Raw genomic sequence first — 13,378 nt, forward strand, 5'->3', positions numbered from 1 at the left:
TGCTTTGCGCATAGTTCGGCAGAGCGCTGGCTTCGCATGTAAGAGGTCGAGGGTTTTAGTCCTATCATCTCCACCAATGAAGAAATGAAGTAAAAGGATTTGAACCCTCGTGGTTTTGGTCCTTTTGTTTTTCACAATGATTGTAAATAAATGGACATACAGGAATAATTTCGAACAAATTTAATTTATGCTATAATGAAATTGCATAAGAAATCAGGTGAAAAATTGAGTAAAATAAAGATATATTTAGACAACTGCTGTTTTAATAGACCTTATGACGACCAAAATCAGCTTAAGATCGAGTTGGAAACAAAGGCAAAGCTGTTTATACAGGCGCTTATTGTCAATGGAAAGGTTGATTTGGTTATTTCATACATCTTAGAACTTGAAAATGACGATAATCCTTTTGAGATAAGAAAATTGGCTATCCAAGATTTTTTTAAGTATGCAAAGGAGGATATCAGCGAAAGTTCCCATCTTTTGAAAATTGCGGAGGAGATAAAGGAAACAGGTGTAAAAACGAAAGATGCTTTGCATATTGCAAGCGCAATAGCAGCAAACTGTGATTACTTTATATCAACAGATAGTAGGCTTTTGAAACTTAATGATACGCGAATAAAAATTATAAATCCAGTTGATTTTGTAATGAAAAAGGAGGGCATTTAAAATGAATGAAGCTGTTTTACAGAAATCGGCAATGAAATGTCTTATCGATAACTTCGGAAATGTTGAAGCCGAAAGATTCATATCTTTGATTATAAAAGAGCCTTTTGATTATACCAAATGGCAGGAACCTCTTTACGAAGATATGTCCATTGTGGAATTGTCTGAAAAGGCTATGAAAAACAGACTAGCTAAGAAAAAAATGCAAGCAAAAGAGTAAGTTTGCATACCTCACAAACCGCGTGCAGTATACAAATGCGTCTTGGATTCCGTATCCGGTGGTTTGTAACGCGCCCGGTGTGACCGGAAAATTGCTTGAAGTCTTCAATAGCAGCAGTGCTTAAATTTTAAGGAAAAATTATGATCATAGTTATGAATGGTTAAGGCTGATAAAAGCATATCAGAGATTGAATCTGACATGCCTTTATCAGCCTTAACAAAATAACTCCCGTACCATAGCGGAGCGGGAGTTATTTTGCTGAGTTCCGGCCATTTTCAGGATAAGGAATTTGTATCTACCCATTCCTTAGCGTTGTGCACGGATTCTTCACTGGGAATAGGAACATTTGATTGGGGTTTGACACTTTCGATATGTCCGCGCCAGGCTGCCGTGTCATGTCTTTCCACTGGGTTTGCGGGGAATTTTTCCTTCGACTTATCAGTAGTCATCACGATACCTCCTTTGAAGAATCGTGCTTAGTATTCCCGGTTTTTGCTCTACTATCAGAAAGCATAAACTTGGGTTATATTTTCTGAAATTCTTTCACGCCATCCCTGGCTTCAGGGACCTTCGGCCAGTCAATACCTTTATTCTCCCATGCCGTAATTTTGCAGCTTCCGGTAGAGATTCCGGACACTGATGCCCAGCAGATGGGCTGCCTGGGTCTTGTTTCCCTTAACCTTTTGCAAAATGGCCAAAATGTAATGCTTTTCCACATCTTCCAAGGAAGGCTGCCGGTGATTGTGGAAAATATCGAAAAACTCGTTGACAGGATCAGAGGCAGGAGGTGTTTTGGGGGCTTGTTTGTAGTTTACCCAGATATCGTTCGGTCTGATTTTGCCGTCAATAGACAAAATTAAGCCGCGCTCAATAAGATGGCAAAGCTCACGGACATTGCCGGGGAAATCGTAATTCAGCAGCAGTTCCCTCGTCTCCGGCAGCAAACCATAATCGTGAGAAAAGGGAGTTTGTTTGCTCTGGATTTCCAGGAAATGTTCCGCTAGAGGGATGATATCCTCGCGCCGTTCACGCAAAGGGGGGACGATCAGGGTTAAGCCGTTTAGGCGGTAAAACAAGTCCTCGCGAAACTTTCCGCGATTAATCTCCTGCTGAAGGTCTCTATTTGTCGCGGCGATAATGCGAACATCCACCCGGCGAAGCCGGGTATCGCCAACGCGTCGGAATTCGCCGCTTTCTAAGAAACGGAGGAGCTTCACTTGGAGAGCTAAGGGCATCTCGCCGATTTCATCGAGAAAGAGGGTGCCGTTGTCAGCCATTTCCACGAGGCCGATTTTTTGTGTTCCCGCTCCGGTGAACGCTCCTTTCTCATGTCCGAAAAGCTCGCTTTCGATCAAAGCTTCGGGAATTGCCCCGGCGTTTACGGGAATACAGGGGCGGTTGACGCGGGAACTGCAAAGATGGATCGCCTGGGCAATCAACTCTTTGCCTACGCCGCTTTCTCCCTGGATGAGAACGGATGTGTCCGTCTGAGCGACCTTATGGGTCATCTCCAGAAGAGCTTTCATAGGTGTGCTTTGGGCTATGATTGTTAACTCCTGTGTTTGGCGGTTTACGACTTGCCTGAGCCCCTTATTTTCCAACAGCAGCTTTCGTTTTTCCAGAGCTTTCTGCAAAGTAATTTCAAGTTCGGACAAATTGCAGGGTTTAGTCAGATAATCATACGCTCCCAGTTTCATGGCCTCGATTGCCGATTCAATGGTGCCGTTTCCGGTTAGCATGACGACTTGGAGATCCGGTTGCAGCTGCTTAAGCAGAGGTAAAAGGGCAATTCCGTCACCGTCCGGGAGCTTGATATCCAGCAGGACGGCGTCCAGTAAAGTATCCTTGAGGAGGGTTACTCCTTCTGCGACGGTGCCGGCTTCCACTATTTCATAGTTTTTACGCTTCAAGCGCTGGGCAATAATCGAACGCAGAGCTTCTTCATCGTCTAAGATTAGAATTTTTTGCAAGTGTTTCATTGGCTTTAATCTCCTGCCTTATGGAAAGGCAAGGTTACCTTAACACGGGTTCCTTGGCCTTCCGTACTTTCCAAGGCCATCTCACCTTGCATCTTCTGAATAATTCCGTAACTCACATACAGGCCCAAACCGGTTCCCTGACCTGCGGATTTCGTGGTGAAAAACGGGTCGAAAGCTTTCTTCAAATTGCTTTGGGAGATTCCCTCTCCATAATCCCGCACGCTGAAATGAATTTTACTTTCTTCACGGTAGCCCGCAATCTCAATCACTCCTCCTTCAGCAGATGCATCTAAGGCGTTGGTGACTAGATTAAGAACTACTTGCTGCCACTCATTTTCATTGCCCAGGGCAAAAAGGCTGTTTTCCAGCTGGAGTTCGATTTTAAGATGTTTTTGTTTGGCTTTGTGTTCTATAAGTCCAAGTGTCTGGGCGCTGGCCGCGCCAATATCAATCAGGTCGTTTTCGTTAACTCGCTTGCGGGCAAAACCCAGTAAACGATCCGTAATTTGTTTGCAGCGAACAATTTGTTCCAAGACAACTTTAAATCCGGCTTTGATTTCTCCCCGGGTCAGTCCCGGGTCTTCTTCATTCAAGCGGTCCAGTAAGTCCTCACTATGAGCCGCGACGATAGCCAAAGGATTGTTAATCTCGTGAGCCACTCCCGAGGCCAAAAGTCCAATGGCCGCCATTTTATCCGTTTCAATCATGCGGGCCTCCATTTCAACTTCCTGAGTGACGTCGTCAAGTAAGAGCAGGTAAGCTGCATTCTCCGGATTGTCCGGTGACAACTCATAAAACATCTGACGAAAATGCCGGCGCTCTTCATTCAGCCAAACAGAAATCGTACGGCCATTTTCCAGGTAAAATCCTTCCGCGCCTTCTTCCTTAAGAACTTGAGCATAAGGAAGATTCTCCAAATGATGGCCAAACCATGCGGAGAATTTGGAATTACACCAGGTGATTTTTTTATCCAGGCTTAAAAGAACCATTCCTGCGCCAACCCCGTCAACGACGGTGGTAAGGAGTTCTTTTTCGTCTTTTAAGTTTTCATTTTTCTGGTCGAGGGAATTCAGCAGCTGGTTAAAGGATTTGACGAGCCTGCCGATTTCATCCCAGCTTTCCATGGGAATATGGGATTCCAAGTCTCCCGTTGAAATAATCCGCCGGACCTGACCTTCGAGATTTTCAATGGGGTGAACTACTTTTAAACCGAAGGCGATGCTTAAAATCATGACAAGGGCCATAATTAGAATGGCAATTGCGATTAAACGCAAAGCAAATTCAAAAATCTGCTTGTTGGCTTCCTGGGCCGGCTGCTCGATAAAGACCGCCCACTTGGGGGTGTCCAGGGAGGTAAAGGCCCCGATAACTGTCAGTCCGTCAAAACGTTTATAGTCGTTTCCCGCGGAAAAACTCTCACCTTCCAAGAAGCTGTGAACCGCGGGGTTTTGCCGGATCTCCTCTGGATGTAAACCGAGACCGGAGTTGGTATTGCCGATTAAATTGCCGGCTTGGTCAACTAAAAAAACGTACTCGCTTGCGTCCAGGTGAAAATTGATATAGCGGTTGATGATCCCTTTTAAGTCAATTTTAGCTTGTAAATAACCGATTCTCTCTCCGGTTGAAGGATCTTGCAGAGCTACGGTTAAATAGATCTTTGGGCTCCTGTCCGACGAAAAAAATACCGTGCTCAAAGCCGAAGGGTTTTTTCCGGGCAAAGGGTTTTCCAGCTTGACCGCAGAGGAAAAAATTCCTGTCTGACGAGGGGTAATCTGATCAAGCACTCTGTAATTTATGTCCGCGACTTTAAGCTCTTCGATGGCAGAGTCTCTTTGCAAAAGGGTTTCCAAAACAATTTGACGTGAAGTTTTATCGCTGCCGACCAGAGCCCGGGCGCTCGCGGCTTTGGTAAGTTTTAAGCTGTTTTCCAGGTTCGAGACATAGTCTTGAATTTCGTTGGCCAAGGTTGTTACATGCTCGAATTTTTGCTCGTAAATATCTTTTTGCAGATTTAGCCGCACAGAGGTAAAACCCAAATAGCCGAGAAAGAACAAAGGAAAAATGGACATGGTCACCCCAAACAAAAGAAAATGAACTTTAATGCGCATCCACCAGGGAATTGAGCTTTTTCCCAATTATTTGGCCCCCATCCAATGTTTTTGCCTTTGTCTTCGCCAACAATGTCCTCTAACCTAGTGTAGCATGAGCTCAGGAATTTTTGTTGTCCTAAAAGGACTTTTCCTAAAGAAAACTTCTGCTATGGGATTTCAATATCTCCGCATACCCACTTAGCTGCTGCCGCAGATTGGACGAAAAAAGGATGCGGACTTTTTAACCAGCCAACACCCCGGGTCTGCAACACACCTGCTCAAGCGCAGGAAGCGTTCTATGAAGCTTAAAGGACTCCCCATTTTCTTGTATAATCTAATTTTATAATGTACTCGTCTTTCTGAAAACCCTGTTCGCTTAAGACCTCGATAACCTTATTGAAATCTAAAGACTGTGTCTCCAGCTGAACAAATCCTTTTCTTCCGGTTACTGCCCAATCCTCATGAACTTGGAGCAGAACCTCCATTATTTGAGCAATCCGTTCTAACCGGTTGGCCAAATAGTTCTTCCATTCTCTGACGTTTTCAGGCTTAATATTTTTCCCCAGCGTTACCTCTGTCAGGGGTTTATTTTCTTTGTTTTTCAGTCCATGGAAGTTTTGGTGATATAAGTAGACGATGACTCTCTGGACACAAGTTTCATTGCTGCTATTCATAGGTTTTTACTCCTTATCCTTAAATCGCTTAGTCATAAGCTAAACCTACAAACAAACGTTATTTTCCGGACGGCTGTTATACCAAAAGGGGCTGGGACCCAAAGCTTTCGTCAAAGCTTTGGGTCCGGTTAAGCTTATTTCACTAATTGCCAAAAACCACCGAGAATAATGGTCGAGAAAATAAAGCCTAAAGGAACGTTGACACATACGCCGGCCGTAAAAGCGGCAAAAGGTTTCCAGCCTACGGATGTCAAGTCTCTGAAACGCGTTGTCAGGCCAATGGAGAGGAACGTAAAGATAAAGGTCCAGCTTCTCAGCACTTTCATGGGCCCCATGACATTTGCCGAAACGGAAGAGGCTGTTGCAGGGCTGGAAGAGGCAACGATAATTGTCAACAAAATGGAAGCAATAAAGAAGCCAATGACAAACTTGGGGAAACGGTACCAGATTTCACCGGCTTGGGGTTTGGCGCCACTTTCGTCTCTTTCCCATTTGGTTACGGAAATCAGAGCCATGATGAAACACCAAATTCCAATCCACATGTCCCGGCCGACGACTTTCATCAGGGTAAAGGTTCTGATGGCTTGTTCGCTGATCGCGGCGGCAGCGGCCATACCGGCGGCATCGGCAAATTCGGAAGTTCCAATCCAGGCTCCGCCGGGACCATCGGGAACCCCCAAAGCTTTAATGACGAAAGGTAAGGCGATAACCATGACAATAGCCCAGACCACAACTAAGGAAATAGCCACAGAAACGTGCTGTTTCTCAGATTTGACCGAGCTGCCGATAGCAATGGAAGCGGAAACTCCGCAGATGGACCCGCCGGCGGCGAGAGTAGCGGCAAAGCGATGATCAAGTTTTAAAATTCTCGTGGCAACAAAATAAATCGTTAGAAAAGTGCTGACGGCAATAATTGTAGCTTGTAAAAATGCCGCCGGTCCTGCTTGAACAATCATGGTAAAAGGAAGAGTTGCTCCTAAGAGAACGATTCCTATCTTGACATAAAATTCTGTTCTGAGCGCTGTATTAAACCATTCCGGCAGCTTAAACAGGTTTGCCACAACCATGCCGATAACCAAGGCCCAGAGGGGGGACTCCAAATTATAGTGGTTGGAGAACTTGCTGGCCCCAAGAATATAAATGATGATACTGGCAATAAAAAGAATCGTAAAACCACCGATAAATTGCCCGACTTTGTGACCTAAGGTCTTGATGGCAACGGTAAAAAGAACGGTAAAGACCAGCCACAAGAGAAAGAGATTTGTAAGATTAGCAGAAATAAAGGCCAGGATCTTCCCGAAATCTGTCCAGTTTCCGGGAAAATTAACGGAAATGGCTGTAAAAAAGTTACTGCCCAAAGACCATAAAATAAGAGATAAGACGACAAGTCCGAGTCCAAGCCACACTGCCCAGTAATCTTCCTTTTTAAACAGATCACCAAGTCCGCCAGACGATTTTGTCCGGGTAGGCATACTAGTGCTCATTGGTTTTTCCACTCCTTTTAATCTTAATAATAGGTACTCCGAGAAAACCAGGTTTTATTTAGCTTTTAGCCCTCACCTCCCTGAAAGACCGATTTGCCCTGTGAGCCTGAAATTTTGGGGCCGCACTTTGTTCCACAGTCAGAAAGTATAACTTCGTCGCTGCTTTCCGACTGCCTAGGGGCAAACTGCGGGCATAATATCACTCCTCCCTGACCTATCTCGTCCATTATTTCTATTCTTATATAATTACATAAGCAATAACTATGCCAGGTCTCTGAATTTGGACAAAACAGCGCAAGTATAAGGTTTCAGGCTTTAGCGAAGAGGTCTCAGGAATGAAGAGGGCAAGACAATTTGTCACTTATGCCAAAATGTCCTGCCAAAATGTCCTGTCCCCAAGTTTGGACAGGCGGCTGTCCGGCTGAATTATCTTGGAGGAGAGCAGGCAAGGGGAGTTTAGACTTCTTAACGGGCATAAAAAAACTCTCTGCCTTAAGCCTGCAGAGAGATGGTAAAAGAAAATTAAAGGATTCCCCATTTACGTGTATATTCAACTTTTAAAATAAATTCATTGTCGTCGAAGCCGTGCTCCCGCAAAGTCCTGACAATATCATTAAAGTCCAGAGTTTCCGTCTCCATGAGAATATAATCCTTTTTGCCGGTGATTGCCCAGTCAGTGTGAATTTCCGCCAGTAATTCCATCATGGCGGCGATCCGCTCTAATCTGGAAGACAAAAACTTATTTAAATTGCGAACTGCCTCAGGTGTTACTTTTTTGACTTTAATGATACCCTCAAAAGGGGCTTTTTCTTTGGACTTCTCAAAAAAATTGAAGAAAAGTCTGGTTCGTTGAATGCAAGTCTCATTATCCCGCCGCATAGTTTTCTCCTTTACTCTCAGAAAGTGTGACTTTATTACTACTTCTGCAGGTCCTTTCCCGCCATCCTTGATTCTCAGAACACCGGGCATCTTTGGCGGCGCCTAAAAGCGCCCGGGCGCCGGCCGGGTTCCTTTAAACCTGCTTCAGCATTTAAGGCTTTTGTCTAAAAAAACTTACTTGATTGTTGTCCAATAGTTGCCCATAATGACAACAGACAGCAAGTAGCCAAGCGGTATATTAATCAGTACACCTGCAGTGAAAGCGGCAAAGGGCTTCCAGCCGACTGAAGCCAGTTCTTTCAAACGACTGGATAAACCAATGGAAAGAAACGTAAAGATAAAGGCCCAATTTCTTAACTCGATGATGGGGTTAATCAGGTTGTTGTTGATGGCGATAGAGGTAGTTACATTAGCGGAAGCGGCTAGGAAGGTTATGATAACCGAGGCTATAATGAACCCTAAAACGAATTTCGGAAAGCGAATCCAGATGTCAAGGGCGTTGGGATTGGTGCCTATATACCGTTTATCCCATCTGGTAATTGAGGTCAGAGCCATGATAAAACACCAGATTCCAATAAACATATCCCGGCCTACAACTTTCATGAGAATGAAGGTTTTGATGGCCTGTTCATTGATTGCGGCTGCTGCGGCCATACCGGGAGCATCGGCAAATTCTGCCGTGCCGATCCAGGCACCTGCCGGGCCGGGGAGAATATTTAAGGTTTTTATTGCTAAAGGAAGGACAAAAATCATGATGATGGAGCAAAAGATAACCAGGGAAATTGCAATTGACACGTGCTGTTTTTCCGCTTTTACAGTACCACCAATAGCGATGGAAGCAGAAACCCCGCAGATCGAGCCTCCGGCGGCCAGCGTGGCGGCAAAGCGCTTGTCCAGAGCAAAAATTCGCGTTCCGGTCCAATATATGGTGAGGAAAGTAGCCACCGCAATAATCGTTGCCTGGGCAAAAGCTGTCGAACCGGCTTGGACGATTAGAGTAACCGGCAAGGAAGCGCCCATTAAAACAATCCCAAGCTTGACGTAGAATTGGGTTTGGAGTGCGGTACTCAGCCAATAGGGAATCTTAAAAAAATTGCTGATTATGAGTCCCACGACAAGTGCGAGAAGAGGAGTTTCAAAATTGTACCTTTTCATAACATCCCAGGAGCCCCAGGCCGAAACTAGCAAGCTCATGAAAAAGAGAAACGTGAATCCCAGCAAAAAACGTTTAACCTCTCCGGTAAGGGCCTTAACTGCGATGGAAAATAAGACGAGAAAGAACAAATAAAGTGCCAGAAGGGCGCCCTTATGACCGCCGATATAGTTTAGCGCCGTCCGATAGTCGCTGTAGTTTGGGATTTTTAGCACAATCCAATTCATGAAGTTATTGCCGCTGCTCCAAAATAAAACTGCCAGCAGAACAATGGTCAGACCCAGCCACATAGCCCAATAGTCTTCCTGCCTCCAAAGATCGGTCCAGCCCCCTGAAGGAACCGTTGATTTCTTTTTTGCGGATATATAGCCCAATAGTTACCCCTCTCCTTTTCTCAGCCCCCAGGTTACGCCTGTTTCCATTACCAGTATATACTAAACTCAGGGCTTGATATAGGCATAAGCCTGTGCTTGTTTAAAAGTTCTCCAACTATTTTGGGTAGTTAAGGTTTCTGGCGGAGTTTTATTTTTTCTCTCTGCAAATTCTTTGCAACCTGCCGGTAGAGCTTTTACAAATACGATAGCTATTTAAGCCTTGCCTAGTTTAAGTGTTTAGTCTGGGAAAATGGAAAAAAGTTTATATTGTCATAGGCATTTATATAAGTTATATTTTTATGAATATTAGGTATATTTTTGGATTAAATCTAATTTTTCGGAGGGCCTTATGATTGACGATAAAGCTTATAGCCTATCGAATATAGAGCTGCTTTCGGATTTGTCACCCGCCGAACTGGATGAACTGGCTCGTGACTTTCAATGGGAGAGCTATGAAGAGGGTTCCGAGATTATTAAGCAAGGCCAGGAAAAACATGCTTTTTATATTCTGGTCAAAGGCAAAGCGGATGTCCTGTTTCGCAAGGCAGGATACCGCCTGAGGCGTGTCAGGTCCGTGGCCCCGGGGGATACTTTTGGCGAATTTTCCTTGCTCAGCGGCAAACCCGCGGCAACAACGATTCTTTGTCAGGAAAAATGCCAGGTTTTAGCGTTGGATTCGGAAGGTTTTGCCCGGATGCTTTTGCGCTGGCCAAGGCTTTACCAAACCTTTGTCGGCCGCCTGACCGAAAATCTAAACGATGCCAATCTCATTTTATCGGAGGCCAGATATAGGGAAGTTCTCCGTTCCGCCCTTCAGCTAACTCAATATAAAGATAAATTTTATGGTATTTGGGGAGGCGCTCGTACGACTGCAGAGGTTGAAGGGAAACTGGAAGAGCTTGTTCATCCGAAAGGGCACTTGCTTTTAAGCGGAGAGCGGGGGACCGGACGCCAAATGATGGCCTGGTATGTCCACCAGCGCCAATCCGGCGCTGAAGCTCCCTTCGTCGTTGTAGACGGAAGACGTTTCGATCAGCAGTGGAAGGATTTAATCGCGGAGCCCGTCAGCCTGGAAGAATCCGCTGTCAATACCCTCAATCTCTTCGATATTGCTGAAGGTGGAACTTTATTTATACGGGAAATAAATCTGATATCTCCTCATACGCAGGTGCTGCTTGCCCAAGCTATGAACTTTCAAAACAAAAAATGCTTCGTCATCGGCAGTTTAAACACTAAAGCCAATGACAAGGCTTTGGCTAAGGACATTATTCCGGAATTGCGGGAATGCTTTGCCCATACCTATGAAATTCCCCCTTTGCGCAAACGCAAGCGCGATATTCCCGTGTTAGCCCAGGGATTTTTGGAGAAGCTGGCTCAGAAGGATCAGCGCAAGGTGCCTGTTCTAAATCAGGAAGCGATCAAATTACTGCTCTCGCACAATTATCAGCAGGGAAATGTCTCAGAACTGATTCAAGTCATTGAAAGGGCATTTTATATAGCGGAGCAGGATGTCATTGGTTTGGAGCAAATCTTCTTTGGTCCCACAGCGGAACAAAGCGGTCATAGAATTAATCTGCTGACTTGGCCGAAGCTAAAAAATACCTTGGTAAAAGGAACGCTTATCAACAGCTTAAGACAGGTGGCCGCAATTCTGTTCATCGGTCTGGTATTATGCTTACTGCTTACCCCTCAAATAGCGGTTTCTACTAAAATTTTCACCTTGGTGTGGGGGCTGTGGTGGCCGGTCCTGGCGCTTGTCTCTCCGTTTTTAGGCCGATTATGGTGTACCCTTTGTCCATTTTCGACAATTATGGATTTTGTTCAAAAAAGGGTGCATAAGAACCGGGCAATCCCGGAAGCTATCATTAAGTACGATTACCTCATTGTCAGTTTCTTGTTTTTGCTGATTTTCTGGATTGAAGTGCTTACTGACATGCGCTCTCATCCAATTTACACGGCCATCTTGCTAATATCTATTCAAGCCAGTGCCGTATTTATCGCGGTCCTCTATCCCCGCCATACCTGGTGCCGGCATTTTTGCCCCCTGGGAGGGTTTATCGGAACCGCTTCCATAGGCTCCATGCTGGAAGTCCGGGCCGATGCTTCAGTTTGTCTGAATAAATGCACGACCTTCGATTGCTATGTCGGGAAGGGAAAGGTCCCAGGCTGTCCCATGTCCCAACACCTGCCCTTCCTGGACAATAATTTAGATTGCAAGCTTTGCTTTAACTGCGTTCGAAATTGTCCGAATGGTTCGGTACAGGTTAATTTAAGACTTGCGGGCCGCGAGGTCTGGCATTTGGTTCGTGTTAACCAAGGGTTTGTGGTCTTTATTGGGGTAATGCTCAGTATTTTGCTGCCGCTTAACTACTTCGAGGGGGTGGAAAAACTATGGAATCCCCTGACCTGGAAAGTTTGGTTCAGCCTATGCTATTGGGGAGCAGGTCTAATAGGCGGCTTGCTTGCCGGGAAAATCGCCAAACCTTTTAAGACAAAGGCCGCTTCGCTGCGTGTTAAACTGGTTTTTGCCCTGACCCCACTTGTCCTGGCCGGACATATTATGTATCAAATGGCGCTTATTCCAGGCATTCATTCCCTTTTCTTTGGCGTGGGTTATAAAACATCCTCAGGGCTGAAGTCCTTCTACATTCCGGTCACAATTGTCACGCACAGTATTGCCGCCGCCTTTGGAATCGTGCTGACAGGGATAACGATTGCTCTTGTTTTGCTGCGCACCAAAGAGAGACGAGCAGTTTAACAAGACTGACAAGGTATTCATACAATGGAGAAAGGGGAGAGACTACCCTGAGATGAAATTTTGACATGCTGTTAATAAAGCCATTAACAGCATAAAGGATTTATGAGATGAACATTGGGCAGGGGCTTCACAGCTGGTATGAAAAAATTATTGTCTTCTTACGGCGGTTTCCTCAAACTATGCGGATTCGGCCGAAGTTCAGCAGTTCTTTTATTCAATCCTGGTATTGCCGGAATTGGGACTATGACCGTTGGCTTGAAGAGTACCGAATGTTGCAGGCTATAGGTATACAGGAAGTAATCCTGCAGAGCATCTCTGATACCAAATCCCATTTCGCAGTCTATCAGACGAACATGAAAGGATATTCAAGTCATAACGTGGATATGCTGGAAACAGCTTTATCCGCGGCTGACAGAACAGGCATGAATGTCCGCATCGGTTTGGGGTTTAATGATGACTGGTGGTCGGTTGAAAACCAGGACGGAAAATGGCTGGCACGTGAAGCGGAAGCTAACAGCCTGATCATTACGGAAGTTATGATGATGTACGGCGGACATCAATCCTTTACAGGCTGGTATATCCCTTATGAATTTAATCCTTTGATGGTGCTGACCCATGATCAGCAAACACACTTAAATGGCTTTTTGCAAAAAATTGCCGGCACTATCAAATTGAGCAGTACAAAATCGATTATGATAGCTCCGTATTATAATGCCCGGGTGTCAGGGCCTGTGACTTTAACCTTTTGGTCCCATGCGGTCCGGCATGTTTTAAAGGATACGGGGATCGATATTATTGCCTTACAAGATAGTGTTGGAGCAGGTTTTAATACCTTAAGGGATTTGGACGAAATCTTTGCCGCTACTAAAAATGCCGCCGATGAAATTGGCTTGAGTCTATACGCAGTCAGCGAAACCTTTGAGGGAAATGGGAATAAAAGCCGGCCGGCGTCGCAAAGCCGAATTAATGAACAATTGTTTAGAGCTTCGCCCTTTGTGCGGGAGTTTGTGGCTTTTAGTATCAATCACTATCAAAACGGCAACGAACCGGTTCAAGCAAGCGGCTACAGGGACTATTACCGGTATTATTTCAATAAGTAGATAA

At 45.1% G+C, this 13,378-nt stretch carries 11 protein-coding genes; 4 read left to right on the plus strand and 7 right to left on the minus strand.

Annotated elements, in window-relative coordinates; genetic code table 11:
• The first annotated feature begins 225 nt into the window (after positions 1-225).
• Together REC12_RS01305 and REC12_RS01310 are read left to right on the plus strand one after the other, a co-directional pair.
• Complete coding sequence (locus REC12_RS01305; protein ID WP_308891811.1) at positions 226-666, plus strand: type II toxin-antitoxin system VapC family toxin; 441 nt, start codon at positions 226-228, stop codon at positions 664-666.
• 1 nt (position 667) lies between these two features.
• Positions 668-883, plus strand: a complete 216-nt coding sequence (locus REC12_RS01310) for a hypothetical protein (protein ID WP_308891812.1) — start codon at positions 668-670, stop codon at positions 881-883.
• A 275-nt stretch (positions 884-1,158) separates the two neighbouring features.
• Here the strand turns inward: REC12_RS01310 and REC12_RS01315 are convergent, their stop codons facing one another.
• The 7 genes from REC12_RS01315 to REC12_RS01345 all read right to left on the minus strand — a co-directional run bounded on the left by REC12_RS01315 (position 1,159) and on the right by REC12_RS01345 (position 9,516).
• Positions 1,159-1,332, minus strand: coding sequence for a CDIF630_02480 family spore surface protein (locus REC12_RS01315; RefSeq protein WP_308891813.1), 174 nt, complete (start codon positions 1,330-1,332; stop codon positions 1,159-1,161).
• A gap of 138 nt (positions 1,333-1,470) precedes the next feature.
• A complete protein-coding gene (locus tag REC12_RS01320; protein ID WP_308891814.1) occupies positions 1,471-2,862 on the minus strand; it encodes a sigma-54-dependent transcriptional regulator in 1,392 nt (463 codons plus the stop codon).
• 5 nt (positions 2,863-2,867) lie between these two features.
• Positions 2,868-4,997 (minus strand): ATP-binding protein, encoded by a 2,130-nt coding sequence (locus REC12_RS01325; protein WP_308891815.1) that lies wholly within the window; start codon positions 4,995-4,997, stop codon positions 2,868-2,870.
• A 260-nt stretch (positions 4,998-5,257) separates the two neighbouring features.
• Complete coding sequence (locus REC12_RS01330; protein WP_308891817.1) at positions 5,258-5,626, minus strand: hypothetical protein; 369 nt, start codon at positions 5,624-5,626, stop codon at positions 5,258-5,260.
• A gap of 134 nt (positions 5,627-5,760) precedes the next feature.
• On the minus strand, positions 5,761-7,110 hold the full coding sequence (locus tag REC12_RS01335; protein ID WP_308891818.1) for a YeiH family protein: 1,350 nt from the start codon (positions 7,108-7,110) through the stop codon (positions 5,761-5,763).
• Between the two features lie 522 nt (positions 7,111-7,632).
• On the minus strand, positions 7,633-7,989 hold the full coding sequence (locus REC12_RS01340; RefSeq protein ID WP_308891820.1) for a hypothetical protein: 357 nt from the start codon (positions 7,987-7,989) through the stop codon (positions 7,633-7,635).
• A gap of 174 nt (positions 7,990-8,163) precedes the next feature.
• Entirely contained in the window at positions 8,164-9,516 is a 1,353-nt protein-coding gene (locus tag REC12_RS01345) for a YeiH family protein (protein ID WP_308891821.1), read from the minus strand.
• A 349-nt stretch (positions 9,517-9,865) separates the two neighbouring features.
• Here REC12_RS01345 and REC12_RS01350 point away from each other — a divergent pair, with 349 nt between their 5' ends.
• Both REC12_RS01350 and REC12_RS01355 read left to right on the plus strand, forming a co-directional pair.
• On the plus strand, positions 9,866-12,274 hold the full coding sequence (locus REC12_RS01350; protein WP_308891823.1) for a cyclic nucleotide-binding domain-containing protein: 2,409 nt from the start codon (positions 9,866-9,868) through the stop codon (positions 12,272-12,274).
• Positions 12,275-12,381: 107 nt separating this feature from the next.
• Positions 12,382-13,374: a DUF4434 domain-containing protein gene (locus tag REC12_RS01355; protein ID WP_308891824.1), complete on the plus strand. Its 993-nt coding sequence runs from the start codon at positions 12,382-12,384 to the stop codon at positions 13,372-13,374.
• The last annotated feature ends 4 nt before the right edge of the window (positions 13,375-13,378 follow it).

This window comes from Candidatus Desulfosporosinus nitrosoreducens, assembly GCF_030954495.1.
Lineage (GTDB): Bacteria > Bacillota > Desulfitobacteriia > Desulfitobacteriales > Desulfitobacteriaceae > Desulfosporosinus > Desulfosporosinus nitrosoreducens.